We start from the raw sequence: 18,396 nt of genomic DNA, 5'->3' as shown, positions 1-18,396 counted from the left end.
CCAGCGGAGGCGGGATGGCAAGGCTCGACGGCGGGCGGGTAGCTGCCCGGGGATTCCAGTATCAGTACCTGCGGACGTTGGAAGCGCTATTGGCCCATGCCGACGGCAGTCGGGTCGTCGCGTGCCGGGTCGAAGGCCCTACTGATGCCGTCTCCCTTGCAGTATTGATTCGGTGGACTTCGACTTAGTCGATGCCGCCGGTGGTTCACTGATGGCGGTTCAGGTCAAGAGCGCGGGCGCGGGCCGTGCGGGTGCTGGTGCGGCTGATCACCGGATGTGACGCGCGGCGTTATCAGTTGATCACGTCCGCTGTGCCGGACAGGAGCGCGTTGCGTCTTGCGGAGTTGCTGTGCCAGAAGGGGGATGCCCCGGGCTCGCTGCGCGATGGGATGGAGGAGCTTCTAGCACGGTCTCCGGGAGTGTGGGCGCTGTGCCAGGCGCTTTCTGATGTGCAGTGGCAGCGGCTGGGGCGGGCACGGATCGAGTTCGACGGCCGTGATGACGCGCAATTGCGCGAGGACTTGGGCCTGCGGCTGAGGCAGCGGCGCGAGCAGGCCGGTCATGGGCTGTCCCAGCGTTCGGGAAGCCTGGTGCTGGGCCATCTGGTATCCGAAGTGCTGCACCAGGCTGCCGATCCTAGCCAGGCGCAGTGGACGGTGGCGGACTTCCTTCAGTGTGTGCTGGTCGGTGACGACGAGCTGATCGCGGCGGTGGGCCGCCAGGACACCGGGATCGTCTACGGGACGGTGCCGATGTTCCCGCAGGTGCACAGGCCGGAACTGCTGGCCCAGATCACGGAGGCGTTAACTGCCGGGCAGGGCGTCCCCGGGGCGATGCCGGTGTGCGTGCTCAGCGGCCTGTCCGGTATCGGGAAGTCCGCTCTGGCTGCGGGTTACATCGCCCAATTCGCCTTCCGGTACGACGCGGTCTTTTGGATCGAGGCCGGTTCGCAGGAGTCGCTGGCAGCGTCGTTCAGGCGGCTGCTGTCGCACTTGTCCGGCGCCGGTGAACCCGTGGACGACAGTGACCCGGTGCTGCTGCGCGAGAAGGTGCATGCACTGCTGCAGGCGCTGCCCGGGCCGTGGCTGATGGTCTTCGACGACGGTGTGCCGGCGGCCGCGCTGTCGTGGATGCCCATCAGGGGACGCGGTCATGTGCTGGTGACCTCGCTGACGGGCAACTGGCGGGGGGCTGGCGCTGTGGTGGAGGTCAGTCCAATGAGCGTGGAGGACGGCGTTGCCCTGCTTGAGGCCCGTCTGCGCCTGCCGGCCGCACACGGTGCCGGGCCGGCTCTGACCGCTTTGGTGCAGGCCTTGGAGTGTTGGCCGCTGGCGATCGTGATCGCCGGTGGCTACCTGACCAGTTGCCGGATCGATGTCAGCCGTCTGCCTGCTTACACGCGGACCATCCTGGCCCGGGCGCTGGACGACCCCGAGGCGGTCCCGGCGGGGTATCCGCACACACTGGTGGCGGCAATCCGGGTGAGCCTGGAGCGCCTGCGGGCCAGCGCCGAGGCCAGGGGCCTGTTGGGGCCCACGGCGAACGCGCTGGCTGCATTGTGTTGGTTGGCTCCCCACCGCATTCCGGTGCACCTGGCGCTGGCGTGCGCGTTCATTCCGGCGGACGAGATACCTCTCCCCCGGGGCCGTGCCCTGCTCGACGAGGCCGACAGCCCCGTCCGGGAGATCATCCGCGAACTGGCGGGGGTCTCCTTCATCCAGCATGCGGAGCCCCTGCCCGCTCGCGCCGAGTTGTTCCCCGGCAGCGAGGACACCGTGACGATGAACGCGGTTCTGCAGTCCGTCCTCGCCCGTGAGCTGGACATGACGGCAGTCGCGCCTGCCGCCCTGCCGCAGGCGGCAGCCCACACCGACGTCTGGCTGGTTCAGGCATTGCGTACCGGCCAAGCCGAGCGGAGCTGGCTGCTGGCGCAGCATGCGGCCGTTCTGGTCGGTCATCTCACCACCGCCGGCCTCGCCCACAACGCCGCGGCCAACCTCATGGGCAACCTCGCCGCCTTTCACTACGGCCACGGGCAGTACGAACAAGCCCACGGCCTGCTGGAACAGGAGCTGGCCTGCCTGAGCGGGTGCGAGAACCCCGACGAAGGGCTGGCAGCGCAGGCCCGGATCATCCTCGCCCAGTTGGACCAGATGCATGACCTGCCCAACGCACGCGACCGCATCGCCTCGCACCTGGCCGCCGTTCTGCCCTACCTGACGAAACTGGCCGACCGGAACCCTGACATGGCAGCCGTCCTGGCAACCGAGTCGCTGCTGATCCTGCAGACCTCCACCAAAACGCACACCCTCACCGGTTCAGAGACGGCCCAGGCGCCAGGCGCAGCGCCCGCCGGCCGCGGCTGGTACGACCTGCTCGACGCATTCACCGCGCTCGTGGGCGCCCTGCCAGCCACCGCCGAGTCCCGGGAGATGACCGGCGTCTTCGGCATCTCCCGCCTGCTGTCACAGGGACGTCCCGAACAAGCCGAACTGGCCGCGGCCGACGCGCTGGCAGCCGTTACCCATACCTGGACTGCCACCGCGGCCGAGCTGCGCAGGCTACTCCTCGAAGCCCTCGTCGCCCAGGACAAGTGGGAACAGGCGGAGGCGGAACTGGAGCGATTCCTGCCCTTCGCTGGACCCCGCAGCCTGTACCGGTTCTCAGTCCAACGTCTGGTCCACAACGCCGGCACCGCCTGCGCGTTGCGCTTCGTCCTCACCGGCAGCGAACAAGCCGCCCACCTGCTCGGCCGTCTCCTGGACGACACCGGCAGCGATCATCTCACGACCGCCGCAAACGCCCCGGAACACGCTCAAATCCTGCTTCTGCACACCGTCCACGCCCTCTGGCAGGTGTTCGCCTCCGAAGAAGCTGCGCGTGTCAGCAGCCCCGCCCACCTCAAGTTCAGCAACCTGCTCCGCCAGTTGACCGACAAGACGTTCACCGACCCGCACGACCCTGACAGTGTGTGGGAGCGGATCTACGACGGCCTCGCGTCACGGATGACCGCCATGGTGACCGATGTGCACCACCATCAAGTCCAGACAACCGTGGACGCCGGTCTCGGCGACAACGCAGAACTTCTGCAGCACAACGCGCGCTTTACCGAGCTCCTCAACTCCGGCCGGGTCCGTGGACGGCTGGCCCTGTCCACCGACGCGTTACTGGCGGCAACGCCGATCGGCACCAACGCCGACCTGCTCGCCAAAGACCGGAGGTTCTTCCCCGGCCCCACGCCCGTGGTCCTCCTCGAGCCCGCTCGTATGCTCGGCATCACCCTGCTGGAAACGGGCGAGCCGTTCGAGTTGCAGATCCACCGGATCTGCGCCCACGGCTTCCGGCGCATGCTCGGCGCCCACACCAGCGTCCCCGCAGTCGCCGACCTCCACCTCCACCTCGACAACTCCACGCTGCGCCTGCGCGGCCCGCAGGAAGTTCTGCTGGCAGAAGCCCCGGTCGCGGCCACCCGTGAATGGCATAGCGCGGCTCGGGCGCGCGGCCGCGCCCTGGTCCTGTACGGCTTCGCGTTCGACCTCCATCTGCCCCCACACCAAGGCGCCCTCTCCTCTCCTCACGCCTTCGCTCTGCGCCTCGCCCAAGCCGCCAACGCCGGCCTCGTCGCAGCCGCCCTCGTCCCCGTCACCACCAGCAACTCCCCTCCCCCGCGCAGGAAGCCCCATCGTGCCCGCAAAGCCAGCAGTAAGGCCCGGCAGCGCCGCTAGCTGCTGGCGGGCGGGCCCGGGCAAAAACCAGCGGGAAGTACGGCAACCGGACGACCGTCCCAGGGCCTCAGGAGTTCACGGATGCTTCGTGGGACCAGGCTTCGGACACTTCGCCTGATCACACGATGACCTACAGGAGGCGTTCAGGAGGCGAACGACGCCGTGGAGAGGCGGGCGGCCAACGGTCGCCCCCCGATACTGGAGGATTACCGACAGGCGGCGACGAAGCACAACTGGCGATCGGCCAGGATGGGAACCGGCAACGACAGCCTGCGTGCAGGCGCGAAGGGGGACGCGTGGACAGCTGGGAGGGCCTGTGGGTGAACAATATGCAGGTCAGCCGACTGCGGGACGGACTGGACAACATCCTCCTCGCAGCGTTCACCGACGACATGCTCACGGTCGAGTCGGTCAGCATCACCGATCCCCAGGCCTCGGCTGACGTCGTCCACGATGTCTACTCGCTGTGCGGCCAGGGGCGCGCCATATCTCGGCGCCTGAGCCTGCTGGGCATCACCCCGGACGCCGCGCGCGGACGCCTAGAACAAGCTTTGCGGGAGTCCGAGTCCCCGATCTTCCCCATCGGCGTCACGCTCGAACCCACCACCGAAGAGACAGCCGAACGGCGCTTCTTGAAGGGCTACGGAGCCGCAGACTGGATCCGCGACTTCCGCAAGCCCCCCGCGGAAACCACCGATACTTCTGCATTCGGAGAGCAGTCGTGGCTGTTGAAGCAACTACGTGATCTCCACCCAGTCGATGCCCTCCAGGTTGCCCTTCTGGCGCTCCCGGACAGCACAGTGGTCATGTACGTGGCCGAGACCGACGGTGACCCGGACAGTGACCTGTTGCGCCTGTGCAGCAAAACTGTTGACGAGATGCACGCCACCGCGCTGGAGCAGGCTCCCGTCGTGGTACTCACCGAAGGAAGCAGCGACGTGGCCATCCTGGAACCGGCCCTCGAGTTGCTCTATCCCCACCTCACCGATCTCGTCCGGTTCATGGACTACGGTGTCGGCGCCCAAGGAGGGGCAGGCTCCCTGGTGACGACCGTCTTGGCGTTCGCCAGCGCCGGCATCGCCAACCCGGTCGTCGCCCTGTTCGATAACGACACCGCCGCCTCGGATGCGCTGCGACGACTACGCGGCCGGGAACTGCCCGAAAACATCAAGGTTTTGCAGTATCCGCGGCTGGAGATCGCAGAGAACTACCCGACGCTGGGTCCGCCGACCACCGACGCGCCCAAGGGCCAGCCCAGCTATGCGGACGTCAACGGTCTCGCTGGATCCATCGAGATCTACCTCGGCCGCGACGTCCTGGAACTGGACGGAGCCCTCAGGCCCGTGCAGTGGGGCAACTACAGCCCCGGAAGCCAGCAGTACCAGGGAGAGATCACAGGCAAGACGGCAGTTCAAACCGCCTACGCCGGCAAACTCCGTGCTGCACAGAAAGACCATTCCTTGACAGAGACGCAGGACTGGTCTGGCATTCGCGCCATCCTTGACATGGTCATCAGCGCTTTCGAATAACGCCCACTTGGTCCAACCCTCCCCCAGCACTACAGGCAGAGTGGGGCAGCACCTGCGGAAGGCCCGGGCGAAGTGGGCATATGCCTGTAAGCGTTCCTAGGACGAAGCGACTCCCGTGCTGGGGCGTCCGCTGGTGGTACCGATGACGGCCTGCCGTACGGAACGAGGCGGAGGGCGGCATGCTTTCAGGGCAACACTCCCAGTTGTGGAGGGACAATGAGGACTTCCTTCGCGCAATGAACAGACAGAGGCTGCGTCTCGACCTGGGCGACGGTCGATTTCATGTCGTGCGTGTCGAGGAGTACGTGCGGCACGGGCACCAGGTCAAGCCCTTGGATTCGAGGCTCTCCGCAGGTAGCAGGCACTCAGCGCCTCTCACGCCAGGATCCCCGCCCTGGGCGAGCAGGCAATGGCCACCCTCAAGACCTGGCGGCTGCTGCGCAAGCTCCGCTGCAGCACGACCCGCATCACCAACCTAGTCAAAGCCGTCCACACGCTTCACCTGGCGACGTCAAGCTGAGGTTGGAAAAGGCACAGTATGCCTGTGACCAGTTTGTCGCCGTCGACGACGTCGATCGGAGCGTCGTTGGCTCCGGTGTAGGTGGTCAAGGCGCCCTGGAGAGCATGGCGATGACTCCGCCCACCGGGGCCCGGCTATTCGGCTGCTTCGGTCAGGTGCACAAGGGTAGAGCCGGTGAGACCTTTACGGACGTACAGGCGCTGGGTGATACGGCGGCGCAGTTCCGGGACGTGGCTGATGACGCCGACAGTGCGGTCGTGGGCGCGCAGGGAGTCCAGGACGTCGAGGACCTTGTGGAGGGTGTCGTCGTCGAGAGTGCCGAAGCCCTCGTCGATGAAGAGGGTGTCCAGGGGGTTCCCGCCGACTTCATGGGTGACGACATCGGCCAGGCCGAGGGCGAGGGACAGGGAGGCGAAGAAGGATTCGCCGCCGGAGAGGGTATCGGTCTTGCGGGGGCGGCCAGTCCAAGCATCGGTGATTTCCAGGCCGAGGCCCGAGCGGGCGCCGTGGGCGGCTTGGTGGTCGGAGTGGCGCAGGGTGTAGCGGCCCTCGGACATCAGCTGGAGGCGGGTGTTGGCAGCGGCGACGACCTGTTCGAGGCGTGCGGCCAGGACGTAGGCCTCCAGCTGCATGCGGACCCGGGCGCTGGTTGAGTTGCCGGTGGCCAGGTCGGCGAGGTGGCGGGCGGTGCTGTGGGCCTTATCCAGTGCCTCCAGTCGCTCAACAGCCTCGCCCAATGTGGCGGCGAGGCCAGTGAGCTCCGTGGTGCGGGCCTGGGCGTTGCCGGCGGTGGCGGCTGCTTGGACGTACTGGTCGTCTGCGGCGCCGCGTCGGACCGCTGCGGCGTCGACGTCTGCGGGCGGCTGGGCAGCGGCCTGCTGCAGGGCGGGGTTGTCGAGGACGGCTTGGTGGGTGGCGCGGGCCTCGCGCCACTGGTTGATCTCTTCTTCGATGTTGCCTAGGTCCTCCGCGCTGAGCAGGGCCTGCTCAGCGGCGGCCAGGGTGTCAAAGCCCTGGGTTGAGGCGGCGGCCGTGGCCTCGGTGGTGCGGGTGTCGCGGGTCTCCGCAGCGATGGCGGCGGTGCGGGATGCCTCGGCGGCCTGCTTGAGGTGGTCGGCGGTGCGGGTGAGCTCGTCAATACGGGCTGCGAGGGTGGGGGCGGTGCCGCGGGCGTCGTCGAGTTTCTTGGTGAGCTCGGCCTGCCGCTGGGACTGGGTGTCGTAGGTGGCGTTGCGGGCGGACAGGGCGGCGGTGGTGAGGTTGAGCTGCTGGGTCATGGCGGCGTGTTCGCGGTCCATGGCGAGGAGTTCCTCGTCGGCGGCCCCACGGTCTGCGGCTCGCTGGAGGGCGTCGGACAGCTGCGTAATGAGGGCCTCGTGTTCGGCCGTGAGGTCGGCCAGCGGGGTGTCGCCGGCTTCGCCGGTCGCGGTGGCAGCGTTCTCGCGCAGCTGCTGCAGTTCGCTGGCGATCGCGTCGCGCTGCTGCTGGGCTCGCTGGTGGGTGTCCTCGGCGGCTTGTTCGTCCTCGCGGGTGGGCTGCCCCTCGGGAGCTGCGGCGGGGGCCGGGTGGGAGCACGAGCCGCAGACCGGGCAGGGCGCGCCGTCGGTGAGGCTGGCGGCGAGTTCGGCGGCCATGCCCTCGGTGCGTCGGCGGCGGATATCGATGTGGTCCTGGGCAGCCATCTCGGTGGTTTGCTGAGCGGCGGCCAGGCGCTGTTCGGTGGCGGTGATCTGCGCGAGGTGGGCGTCGCGGCGCTCGGCGGCCTCCACGCGCAAGGTCAGGGTCTCCAGCTGATCCTGGTGGCGGCGGCCCTCCTCCTCGGCCTTGCGGGCGGTTTCCCGGCGGGCATCCAGGGCGGCGCGATGGGTGGTCTCCTGATCGAGCCAGTCACGGGCGACGTGCTGCTGGACGGTGAAGTCCTGCCGCTCGCCGTCGATCCGTTCCAGGTCGGCGGTGAGTTGGCGAAGGTTGGTCTCTTCGGGGAGCAGGGTGCTCAGCACAGCGATGTCGTCACGCATGCGTTGCCCGGCCGTTGCGAGGTCAGCTGCCTGGAGTGTGGCGTGTTCAGGGAGCAGCCGGCTTCGGGCGGCGCTTTCGGTGTCCTGGGCGTGGATGTGGTCGGTGCGGGCGGTGCGGGCGGCGTGCAGCAGCGGCGCCAGCTGCTGGGCGCGTCGGGCCTGCTCACGGCTCCGGCTCAGGGCTTCTTGGTGAGGGGTCTGCTCGTGGAGCCGGTCCAGTTCCGCGCGGGCGGCGGCATGAGTGGTCTGCTGCTGATGCAGCACGCGCGTGGCGGCTTCCAGGGTCTGGTACTCGACCTGGTTCTTCTTTGCCTTCTCGGCGTCGGCCTGGGCTGTGAGGGCGTCGGCCTGGCTTGCCTGGGTCAGGTCCCGGGCCCAGGCAAGGGCAGGGTCGGTCAGGGCGTGCGGGACGTCGGAGGTGGGGGCGTCGTGCTCGGATTTCAGGTCCGGTCCGGCTGCCTGGTGGATGCGGGCCGCCAGATGCAGCACTTCGTCGCGGGCGGCGTCGCGGTTCTTCTGGGTGGTGCGGCTGTGGTCGTTCAGCCAGCGTTCGATCTGCGCGTACCGGTCGGTATGGAAGAGCTTGCCCAGCAGTTCGCGGCGCTGGGGCGCGGCGGCGTAGAGGAACTTGGTGAACTCGTTCTGGGGCAGGAGGACGACCTGGCAGAACTGGGTCCGGCTCATGCCGAGGAGGTCTTTGATCTCCTTGCCGGTTTCCTGATGGGACCTGCTGGAGGGTTCCCAGTGGCCCTGGCCGAGGGAGTCGGTCGTCCACCGCTGGAGCCGGGTCTCGGCCTTGTGGACGGTCTCGCCCTTACCGCTTCGCTTGGGGCGCGTCTGCTGGGGTTCGCGTTCGATGCGCAGCCGGTGGCCGGCGATGGTGACGTCCAAGGTGACCTGGGTGAGCAGGTCGGCCGGGGCGTGGTGACTGCGCAGCAGAAGGTCGCGGTCGACCGGGGGTTCGCCGTACAGGGCGAAGCAGATAGCGGTGAACAGGGTGCTCTTGCCGGCACCGGTGTCGCCGTGTAGGAGGAACAGGTTGTCGGCGGACAGCGCATCGAAGTCGACGGTGTGGGTGCCGGCGAAGGGTCCGAAAGCCTGCAGGGTGAGGTGGTGCAGGCGCATCAGACGATTTCCTTCTGCAGTTCGTTCACGCGGGCGGAGTCGACGGCCTGCTGGAGCAGGGCGTGTTCGTCGGGGGTGGGGCCGGTGCCGCGCATGTCGGTGATGAAATCGCAGGCGATGTCGAGTTCGCTGCGGCCGCGGAGACGTTCGGCGTAGGTGGGGGTCTCGGTGGCTTGGGCAGGGATGAAGGCGCGCTGGTGCTTGAGGCTGAGTGTGTGGGGGAAGCGGCGGCGCAGCCGGGCCATGGCCTCGAACGGCAGGGCCGCATCGGTGAGGGTGACCTCGAGCCAGGCGTCCTTGAGTGGTTCGTGGGCGGGGTCGGTGAGCAGGTCGTCCAGGAGGCCTTCGACGCGTTCCAGGCGGTGGGGGGTCTGGCAGGGCAGGCGGGTGACCGTGGGGGCCGTGCCGGGGGTGAGGTCGACCAGTGTGAAGGACTTGACGTGGTCGGCTTCGGAGAAGGAGTAGGGCAGCGGGGAGCCGCTGTAGTGGACGCGGTCGGTGACCCTCTGGGGGCCGTGGAGGTGGCCGAGGGCGACGTAGTCGATGCTGTCGAAGACGTCGGCGCCGACGTGGGCGACACCGCCGACGCTGATGTCGCGTTCGCTGGCCGACTCCTCCGCCTGGGATTCATCGTCCTGCCCGGTGCCGGGGGTGACGAAGGCGTGGGCGATGACCACCGAGCGGGTCCCGGGCGGCTGCCGGTTGGTGAGATCAGTGTGGACCCGGTCCATGGCCGCAGTCAGCACCGCGGCGTGCGAGGTGGCCTCCGCCTCCAGTTGGCCGCGGACCATCGACGGCTCGAGGTAGGGCACCCCGTACACGGCGACCGGTCCGTGCTCGTCGGTCAGGACGACGGGGACGTCGCAGGTGGCCGGGTCGGTGCGCAGGTGGATCCCGGCGCGGGCGAACAGGCCGGAGCCGACGCCGAGGCGGTGGGCCGAGTCGTGGTTTCCGCTGATCATGACGATCGGTATCTCGAGGTCGGCGAGCTGGTGCAGGGCCCGGTTGAACAGGCGGACCGCGTCCAGGCTGGGGATGGCCCGGTCGTAGATGTCGCCGGCCATAAGGATCGCGTCGACGTTCTCGGCGCGGGCCGTGTCGTTCAGGTGATCGAGGAAGGTGCTCTGGGCGGAGATCAGGTCTTCTCCGTGGAACCGGCGGCCCAGGTGCCAGTCCGAGGTGTGCAGAAACCGCATGATGACGAACCGTAGCGACCGCAGCGCCTATCTGACGCCGTTTCACTGAAATTCTTCCTTACTTATGAGTAGATGATATGAGATAAGGAGATACCTTCTCTTCCCGCGGCTCGCTGCGTGACGCCGCACGGTCACAGCGTCGCCGCGAGGAGCTGGCGTGGATGCAGTGGTGCGACGAGCAGGGCGCGAATATCCTCGGCGCCGGCGTGGACCTGGAGAACGTGATGGCCGGCTTCATCATCCCCGTCGAGCAGACCGAACGCCCCCCGTACCCCCTGCTCGGCCTGGAATGGCCCTGGCAATGGCGCGCCGGTCCGAGCGAAGGCCCGCCGATCTCATACAACGGCCAGTCCCATCCCGTGGCCGACACCGGCTTCCGCGTCGACGACTTCGCCCCACATGGGCCTTTGCGTTTCTCCCTGGTCTCCCCACCTGGCAGATCAGCGCCGAGTTCGCCGACCGCGGCCTGTCTACCCCCTGAACCAGGACGCCGCGGTGGCATACCAGCGCACCACCATTCCGGCCGGCGAGTGGATCAACAAGCACAAGCCGTATCGCGCCTGAGCGCACATCAGCACTTCGAAGACGACGACGGGCCCGGTGAGGTCGCCGACCTCGTCGGCATCACCGCCGACGAGGCCCATCCCCGACCGACGCTCTGACATTCGTGGCAGTGAGTTACCTGGAAGAGGCAACAGTGGGAAGATCAAATCTTCCCGAGACGATCTTGCGAGCCAACGCCGACGTAGGCGGATTAGAGCTGTTCGGTGCGATGCTGCGGGGGGAACAGCTGATCGGCGTGGATCTGCGCGGAGCGCAGCTGACCGCCTCGGAGCTATCCGCCGCTAACTTGACCCGCGCTGACCTGGCCGGCGCGAACCTGAGCCGGACGACCGTCCTGCGCGCGGATCTGACCGGCGCCAACTTGACCCGCGCAAACCTGCACGACGCGTATCTGGACGAGGCGAAGCTGACTGATGCGACGCTCAGGTAGGGTCTGTCAATTTAACGGCTGATCTTGGCTGTTGAGGTTCAGTTGTTGGCCGGGGTGAGCCGGCCTTCGAAGGCGATCTGGAAGGCGTTCAAGGGTGCCTTCCAGCGCATGGTCCAGCGCTTGCGGCCCTTGCCGGTCGGGTCCAGGCTCATCAGTGCCAGGTAGATGCACTTCAGGGCGGCGGCCTCGGTGGGGAAGTGTCCGCGGGCCCGGACGGCCTTGCGTATGCGGGCGTTGACGGACTCGATGGCGTTCGTCGAGCAGATGACTGTGCGGATCTCGACGTCGAAGGAGAGGAAGGGCACGAACTCGGCCCAGGCGTTCTCCCACAGTTTGATGATCGCCGGGTACTTCTTCCCCCAGGCGTCCTGGAACTCCCCGAAGCGTTCGGCCGCCGCGGCCTCGTTCGGTGCGGTGCAGACGGGCTTGAGCGCCTTGGCGATCTTGTCCCAGTCCTGGCGGGCCGCGTAGCGGAAGCTGTTGCGCAGGAGGTGGACGATGCAGGTTTGCACGATGGTGCGGGGCCAGACCGTCTCGACCGCGTCGGGCAGGCCCTTGAGCCCGTCGCAGACCAACATCAGCACGTCGTCCAGGCCGCGGTTCTTGAGCTCGGTGAAGACCTGCAGCCAGTATTTCGCTCCCTCGCCGCCGTCGCCGGCCCAGATGCCGAGGATGTCGCGGGTGCCTTCGACGGTGACGGCCATGACGACGTAGACGGGCCGGTTCGCGACCTTCCCGTCCCTGATCTTGACGTTGATGGCATCGACGAACAAAACGGGATAGACACGGTCAAGTGGCCGGTTCTGCCATTCGGCCATGCCCTCCATCACCTGGTCGGTGATCGTTGAGATGGTCTGCTTGGAGACCTCGGCGCCGTAGACCTCGGCCAGATGCGCGGAGATCTCCCCGTGGGTGAGTCCCTTCGCGGACAGCGACAGCACCATCTCGTCGACGCCGGTCAGCCGTCGCTGCCGCTTCCTGACGATCTGCGGCTCGAAGCTGCCCTCCACGTCCCGGGGCACCTTCACCTCGACCGGTCCGACATCGGTCAGCACGGTCTTGGACCGGGTGCCGTTGCGGCTGTTGCCGGTGTTCCGGCCGGCCGCGTCGTGTTTGCCGTAGCCGAGGTGGCCGGTGATCTCGCCCTCCAGGGCAGACTCCAGCACCCGCTTCGTCAGCTGTTGCAGAAGCCCGCCCTCGCCGGTCAGCTGCAGGCCCTCGTTCCGAGCCCGGTCGACCAGCATCGCGATCAACTGCTCGTCCGACGCGGCCACAGCGACCGGCTCAGCCACGGACTCGTGCTCGATGGTCATCTCACTCACTTGGCGTCTCCATGATCAACAGATCCGCCGTTTATTAGACACTCCCCATGCTGTTCCAGGTGGTTTTCCAGAAGAACAGGCCGGTCTCTAGGAATTCGATGCGGATGAAGGCCGTGATCCAACGGCGGACCTCCGTGGGGTCCTGAGGTGCCCTGAGTTTCGTGGAGTCTGCGATCGTGTGATCAAGCGGTCAGCGGGGCTTGCTCCAGTTGCGCCCAATACGCCTGTTCGTACTCGTCGGGCGGGAGGTAGCCGAGGGCGGAGTGGAGCCGTTCAGCGTTGTACCACGCGACCCACTGGAAGACGGCCCGTTCGACCTCGTCGAAGTCCTGCCATGGCCCCTGATGCTCGATCAACTCGGCTTTGAACGTGCCGTTCAGGGCCTCGGCCATCGCATTGTCGTAACTGTCCGCGACGGAGCCGACCGACGCCGAGGCGCCGACTTCAGCGAGACGTTCCGTATACCGAATGGACACGTATTGCGACCCTCTGTCGCTGTGGTGGATCAGGTCGGCGTCCTTCTTGATCCTCTGCCGCCACAGCGCCATCTCCAGCGCGTCCAGTGGCAGGTCGGTGCGCATGTGGGTGGCGGCCTGCCAGCCCACGATCCGGCGGGAGAACACGTCCAGGACGAAGGCGACGTAGACCCAGCCGGACCAGGTGCGGATGTAGGTCAGGTCGGCCAGCCACAGCCGGTTCGGGCGCTCGGCGGTGAAGCGGCGGTTGACCAGGTCCGGCGGGCGCGGGGCGGACGGTTCCGGGATGGTGGTGCGGCGCCGCTGGCCGCGGATGACGCCTTCGATGCCGAGCTCGCGCATCAGCCGCTCGACCGTGCAACGTGCCACCTGGTGGCCGGCGCGGACCAGCGCGCGGGCGACCCGGCGGGCCCCGTACGTCCGGCCGGAGTCCTCCCACACGGCCGTGACCAGCGGTTTCAGCTCTTCATCGCGCAGGCGGCGAGGAGACTTCGGCCGAGACTTGCGGGCGAAGTAGGTCGACGGGGACAGATTCAGCACCCGGCAGACGGGATCGACCCCGAGGCCCTCGTCGCGCAGGCGGTCGATCACCTGCTCGGCCTCGTCCGGGGACGGTCGATCTCCTGCGCAAAAAACACCGAGGCGGCCTTCAAAATCTCGTTGGCCCGCCTCAACTCGCCGTTCTCCTTCCGGAGTTCCTTCAGCTCATCCCTCTCGGCAGTGGTGAGCCGGTCGTCACGCTCACCGGCGTCCGCCTCGGCCTGGCGGACCCAGCCGCGCAGGGCTTCCTTGTGGATACCCAGGTCGCGGGCGACATGGGCCACCGGGCGGCCCGTGGAGCGGACCTCACGGATCGCGCGCTCACGAAGCTCATCAGGGTACTTACGGGGTGCTGGCATTGCTCGTGCCTCTCCTTACGCCCGGAATCGTAACCCAGGCTTCAAGAACTCCACAAAGATCAGTGCAGCTCACTTCGACGGGTGCAGCTCCACCAAGGCCCCTGACCGGCCGCGAGTCTGTGCATGGCTGGGTAAGCACAAGCACCGCTATGGCACGGACGGATACCCGGTGCTCAAGATCATGGTGCTGTGCGACTAAATGTCCGCCGAGTTCGCGGCGACGCTGAAACAGTTCGGACTCCGCCGGTCATCCGGACGTACCGGCGTCTGCTGGGATAACGCGATGGCGGAATCATTCTTCGGCGCTCTGAAGAACGAGCGGGTTTCCCGCGTGACTTACCCGACCCGAGAGGACGCCCGACAGGACATCACCCGATACATCGAACTCTGGTACAATCACAAACGCCTCCACTCGGCTGTCGGATACCGCCCACCGCGAGAAGTTCACGCCGAATACATGGAGTTTCGTATAGCCGCGTGAAATAAACTGTCAGATCACTGTCCGGAAAATGCGAGGCCCCTCAACCTTCCGGCGCACCGGCAAAGGCGGACTCCGCCGCCCCTCCACCGGCGTCGGCCTGCGCCCCGAACACATCCCCGCGTTCCTGCCCCAAGCCCCCGCCGACCATCACCTCGGCTTCCTCTCCGCCATCGCCCCCAAGATGCGCCGACGCAGTGCCTCGGTCTTCCTCGTCCGGCGCGCCCGCGGCGGCAGCCTCGACGAAGCCGCCCAGTTCCTCGGGATCAACCCCCAGGGCAAGAGGAACGGCTACACACAACTGCTGCACCGCCACCTCCGCACCAGCGGCACAGCCCGCGACTTCGGGCGGTCCCTCGACGCCATCTCTGCTGTCTGGCTCCGAGAGCCGCACAACGTCTTCCACTGGCTCCGCACAACGGACTATCAGCCCTACTGCGGCGCCATCAAAGCACTGCCCGAAGACCACGCCAGGCTCCTGGCCAAGGCGATCGACCGCACCGGATCCTCCACACTCCCTGTCCCAGCAGCCCGCAGACGCTAGCGTCAGGTCCATGATCGTATGGCTCAACGGCACTCACGGCGCGGGCAAGACGACGACCAGCGCACTCGTCCAGCAGCTGATCCCGGACGCACGGGTCTTCGACGCCGAGAAAGTCGGCGAGACACTCATGGACATCAAGCCAGGACTGCCCGCGACGGACAACTTCCAGCACTGGCCGCCCTGGCGACCGCTCGTGGTCGAGACCGCCCGACGCGTCCTGGACTACACCGGCGGAACCCTGGTGGTGCCCATGACCATCCTGGTCGAGCAGTACTGGCGCGAGATCAGCTCAGGCCTTGCCGAGCACGACATTCTGGTCCGGCACTTCGTCCTACACGCCGACCAGGACACCCTCCGCGCTCGCATCGCGGGCGACACCGTTCTCGGCCCCAACTCCCCTTTCCGGCTCCAATACCTCGAGCCCTACGCCGAGGCGGCCCGCACGTGGCTGCACGCCGAGGCCGAGGTCGTCGACACCACGCGCCTCACCCCCGCCCAGGCCGCCCAGCAGATCGCAGAGGCCGTCAAGAGCTGAGAGGACGACCTTCCGGCGCCGCACTCGCAGGGTGACAACAAGACTGCCCATGTGACGACTATCGTGCTTCGGCTCGTGCGGCCGGACCGGGCCGGCCGCGCCGGAGGCGGTTCAGAAGTCGAGCTCGATGTAGTCGATGTCGGTGAACTCCACCTCCAGGCCGTCCGCGCGGCGGCCGCGGTCCTTGAAGTAGATCTCCTGGAGTCCCTCGGCGGCGATGGCCCGGAGCTGCTGCTCGGTGGCGCCGGCGGTCTGGGCGTCGAAGAGGCGAGCGGCGTAGGTGGGGGGCAGGTGCTGGGTGATACGGCGCATCCGGCCGTCGTCGGTGGAGCCGGGGGCGGCGGTGAAGCCGAACCGGGCGCGGGTCTCGATCACGATGCCGCCCGAGGAGGCGGCGCGCTTCCTCGCCCGGCCCTTGATCCGCGGCTGCCAGTCCTTGCGGACCTCGCGCTCCAGACGGGCCGCCAGATCCGCGCGGGGGCGGCGGAGCTGGCCCTTGAGGTAGCGCTCCACCGTGCGCTGGGAGACACCGAGCCGTTCGGCCGCGATCCGGGTGGAGCCCTTGGCCTGCTTGACCAGGAACCGCATCCGCGCCTGCGCGGACTTCGGGATGGGGCGGGTGGCCGTGGCGGCGGCGGCCCGGTCCAAGCTGTCCCCGACGATGCCCATCGGCCGCTACTCCCCGTCGTCTTCGGTGCCGGCGCCCTTGATGTGCCGGGCCGGGTTGTGCCGCTGCTCCATCAGTTCCACCGCCCAGAACAGGGGTTGGGTGCCCTCGTGCTTGACCATCCCGGGTGAGACGCCCAGCCGGAAGGTTCCCGGGGCGGCCGTGCCGTCCGGGCCGTACGGCAGGACGTCCAGCGGCGACGGACCGCCGGAGGGGTAGACCGCGCAGTCCGAGAGCACCGCGACCGGCAGCAGCGCGTCCTCGCCGAAGGCCACCGCTCCCGCCGGAGCCGGCGCGGTCTGGGTGGCCAGCGCGGTCCTGAGCAGCTTGCGGTGCATGTTGACCCGGGCGGCGGAAATGACCGCGGCCCGGATGTCCGGACGCCAGGTCGGACGCTCCAGCGCCGGCCACCGCTCCCCCGGCCGGTACGCGGTGCCCTGCGGGCGCTCGCGCAGCTTGCCGATGCCGCCCTTGACCGTCGACTTGATCGCCGACAGCACCGCCGCCATGCCCGGGTCGCCGGCCTTGTGGCCCTCCATCGCCGCGAGGAAGCCGGCCGGGGTGAGGTCGGCGGTCACGCCCAGATCGGCCATCGTCGCCTTGTACGCGTCGGCCAGGTGCTTGTACCAGGGGTCCAGGTACGGGCCCGCCCCGGTCCGCAGGTACGCCTCGATCGGCGAGAGGGCGACCGGCAGGCGGTAGGCGTCGATCAGCTCGGCCGCGTACGCCACGGTGGGGGTGGCGTACCAGGCGGGGCCCTCGGGCCGGCGGCCGTGCGGGGTGAACGGCGACGGCAGCCGCGGGTCCAGCTCGATGCCGGACAGGTCCACCAGCCAGGAGCCGGGCACCGTCCTGTCGAAGCGCGGCGCCTTGACGTGCACCGGTCCCGACAGGCCGACGACCAGCCGGTTGGCGGCGGCGAGGAACGCGGTGTTGACGTCGACGCCGACCGCGTACGGCCGGGCGCACTCGGCGTCGGTCAGCAGCTCCGGTTCGCGGATCCAGTCGTACGCCTCCTCGTCGAGGACCTCGGCCGGGGTGCGCTGGTGGGCGCGCGGGAACAGGGCCGCGACGACGGGGTGTTCGTCCGGGGCCTCCGGCGGCGCCGGATCCACCGGCTCCGTCAGCGACCCGGGCACCGGCCCCGACGCCCAGGAGCCGGTCTGCTCGTCCTTCACGGCGCGCGTCGCGGGCCGCAGGGCGGACATCAGCTCCAGTCCGGCGACGGCGGTCGAGCCGCGCGGGGTGAGCACGCGGGTGGCGTACGCGGCCAGCACCCGGGCCAGTTCGGCGGGCGGCAGCTCGCCCGCGTCCCCCCACGCGCGGGCGTCCAGCGCGCCCCACGGCAGCACCGCCAACTGCACGCAGTTGCGCGTACCGCCCTGCGCGGGGCGGTACACACGGGCCCAGGGGCCGAAGCCCCGCTTGGTCAACCGCCACTTCGCGCGTGCGATCTGCCGGACGACCTTGTCGTCCTCGGGCAGCCGCATCGCCCGGCGGTCGGCGAGGCGGTCCGGCAGCCCGAGCCGGGCCGCCGCCGCGGCGGTGAGCACGATCAGCGGGTCGGAGTCCTTCCCCGAGCGGTGCAGCCGGGCCGCGCCCAGTCTCGCCTCCGCCAGCGTCCACTCCACCAGCGCCGGCACCGTCTTCGCCGGACACTCCAGGACCAGGCCGCCCGCGCAGAACAGGGACCCGTCGCCGTCCAGCACCCCCAGCGGGCCGTGCGCGAACCGCGGGTCGACCGCGGCCGGCACGGCGGGGGCGGGCCCGGCCGCGGGCCTCCGCACCGCCGGGCGCGGCGACCGCACCGTGCTCGCGGCCGGCGCCGCCGAAGCAAAATCCGCGGCGGGGCCGGCGGCCGGGCGGTCGGCCGGGGCACCGGATCGCGGGAGGCGCCCGGCCGGCCGGTCCGGTGCGGCCGGCGTCCCGGCATGGGGATCCGCCGCCGGTGCCGCCGGGCTCGGCGCCGGGACCGGGACCGGCGCGGTGGTCCCCTCAACCGGCGCGGCCGGATAGAGCTCGGCGAGTTTCGACAGCAGCCGCGCGTACGCCTCGCGCTGCGGCGGGCGCGGTTCGGTCCGGCCGGCCTCCCACGACACCACGGTCGCGCGCCGCACGTCGAGCGCGGCGGCCACCTGTTCCTGGCTCAGCCCGTGCGCCTTGCGCAGCCGCTCTCGCTCGGGCGGGGCGGGGAGCGGTGAGTGGCCTGCGATCAGGGCGTCGACCGCGTCGAACAACTCGGACATCGTGCACCTCCTGCGCCGCCGATGCTAGCCGAACCGAACCTTCGGCCAGCCTCTTCCGTACACACCGCGTACGTCGAACCGTTAGCCGGCAGGTCGACGCCTCGGGTGGCGGGCGCGCTCCC

Annotated in this window: 13 protein-coding genes and 1 pseudogene; 8 read left to right on the top strand and 6 right to left on the bottom strand. The window is 68.8% G+C overall.

Annotation, left to right across the window (positions count from 1 at the left end; genetic code table 11):
• The first annotated feature begins 245 nt into the window (after nucleotides 1–245).
• The 3 genes and pseudogenes from RLT57_RS30640 to RLT57_RS30630 all read left to right on the top strand — a co-directional run.
• A complete protein-coding gene (locus RLT57_RS30640) occupies nucleotides 246–3,725 on the top strand; it encodes a hypothetical protein (RefSeq protein WP_311300502.1) in 3,480 nt (1,159 codons plus the stop codon).
• Between the two features lie 296 nt (nucleotides 3,726–4,021).
• Entirely contained in the window at nucleotides 4,022–5,254 is a 1,233-nt protein-coding gene (locus RLT57_RS30635; protein WP_311295271.1) for a hypothetical protein, read from the top strand.
• A 358-nt stretch (nucleotides 5,255–5,612) separates the two neighbouring features.
• Nucleotides 5,613–5,774: pseudogene (locus RLT57_RS30630) on the top strand (IS5/IS1182 family transposase); the annotation flags it as partial.
• A 134-nt stretch (nucleotides 5,775–5,908) separates the two neighbouring features.
• Here the strand turns inward: RLT57_RS30630 and RLT57_RS30625 are convergent.
• Both RLT57_RS30625 and RLT57_RS30620 read right to left on the bottom strand, forming a co-directional pair.
• A complete protein-coding gene (locus RLT57_RS30625; RefSeq protein ID WP_311295272.1) occupies nucleotides 5,909–8,917 on the bottom strand; it encodes an SMC family ATPase in 3,009 nt (1,002 codons plus the stop codon).
• Complete coding sequence (locus RLT57_RS30620; protein WP_311295273.1) at nucleotides 8,917–10,113, bottom strand: exonuclease SbcCD subunit D; 1,197 nt, start codon at nucleotides 10,111–10,113, stop codon at nucleotides 8,917–8,919. The genes RLT57_RS30625 and RLT57_RS30620 overlap by 1 nt, the downstream gene beginning before the upstream one ends.
• A gap of 161 nt (nucleotides 10,114–10,274) precedes the next feature.
• On the opposite strand from RLT57_RS30620, the gene RLT57_RS30615 reads away from it, so the two are divergent.
• A complete protein-coding gene (locus RLT57_RS30615) occupies nucleotides 10,275–10,775 on the top strand; it encodes a hypothetical protein (RefSeq protein ID WP_311295274.1) in 501 nt (166 codons plus the stop codon).
• A gap of 11 nt (nucleotides 10,776–10,786) precedes the next feature.
• Nucleotides 10,787–11,107: a pentapeptide repeat-containing protein gene (locus tag RLT57_RS30610; RefSeq protein ID WP_311295275.1), complete on the top strand. Its 321-nt coding sequence runs from the start codon at nucleotides 10,787–10,789 to the stop codon at nucleotides 11,105–11,107.
• A gap of 38 nt (nucleotides 11,108–11,145) precedes the next feature.
• On the opposite strand, the gene RLT57_RS30605 is transcribed toward RLT57_RS30610, so the two are convergent.
• Both RLT57_RS30605 and RLT57_RS30600 read right to left on the bottom strand, forming a co-directional pair.
• Nucleotides 11,146–12,351 carry an IS256 family transposase gene (locus RLT57_RS30605; protein ID WP_311300510.1) on the bottom strand — a complete coding sequence of 402 codons (1,206 nt, stop codon included), beginning with the start codon at nucleotides 12,349–12,351 and terminating at the stop codon, nucleotides 11,146–11,148.
• 260 nt (nucleotides 12,352–12,611) lie between these two features.
• A protein-coding gene (locus tag RLT57_RS30600) for an IS3 family transposase (protein ID WP_311295276.1) occupies nucleotides 12,612–13,804 on the bottom strand; the annotation gives its coding sequence in 2 pieces (ribosomal slippage) (nucleotides 12,612–13,540 and nucleotides 13,540–13,804; 1,194 coding nt in all).
• A 199-nt stretch (nucleotides 13,805–14,003) separates the two neighbouring features.
• Here RLT57_RS30600 and RLT57_RS30595 point away from each other — a divergent pair.
• Genes RLT57_RS30595 through RLT57_RS30585 form a run of 3 tightly spaced genes read left to right on the top strand, consistent with a single transcriptional unit; the run spans nucleotide 14,004 to nucleotide 15,361 of the window.
• Nucleotides 14,004–14,285 carry an integrase core domain-containing protein gene (locus tag RLT57_RS30595; protein ID WP_399129725.1) on the top strand — a complete coding sequence of 94 codons (282 nt, stop codon included), beginning with the start codon at nucleotides 14,004–14,006 and terminating at the stop codon, nucleotides 14,283–14,285.
• Nucleotides 14,286–14,313: 28 nt separating this feature from the next.
• Entirely contained in the window at nucleotides 14,314–14,826 is a 513-nt protein-coding gene (locus tag RLT57_RS30590; RefSeq protein ID WP_311300501.1) for a hypothetical protein, read from the top strand.
• A gap of 10 nt (nucleotides 14,827–14,836) precedes the next feature.
• A complete protein-coding gene (locus RLT57_RS30585) occupies nucleotides 14,837–15,361 on the top strand; it encodes an AAA family ATPase (RefSeq protein WP_311300500.1) in 525 nt (174 codons plus the stop codon).
• A 111-nt stretch (nucleotides 15,362–15,472) separates the two neighbouring features.
• On the opposite strand, the gene tpg is transcribed toward RLT57_RS30585, so the two are convergent.
• On the bottom strand, nucleotides 15,473–16,030 hold the full coding sequence (tpg, locus tag RLT57_RS30580; protein ID WP_311300499.1) for a telomere-protecting terminal protein Tpg: 558 nt from the start codon (nucleotides 16,028–16,030) through the stop codon (nucleotides 15,473–15,475).
• 6 nt (nucleotides 16,031–16,036) lie between these two features.
• The gene (gene tap, locus RLT57_RS30575; RefSeq protein ID WP_311300498.1) at nucleotides 16,037–18,274 is read right to left on the bottom strand and encodes a telomere-associated protein Tap; all 2,238 of its coding nucleotides are present in this window, start codon (nucleotides 18,272–18,274) and stop codon (nucleotides 16,037–16,039) included.
• Nucleotides 18,275–18,396: the final 122 nt, after the last annotated feature.

It is taken from the genome of Streptomyces sp. ITFR-21 (assembly GCF_031844685.1).
GTDB lineage: Bacteria > Actinomycetota > Actinomycetes > Streptomycetales > Streptomycetaceae > Actinacidiphila.
Note: the sequence above shows the minus strand (reverse complement) of the source record. Positions and strands in the feature narration are given on the sequence as shown.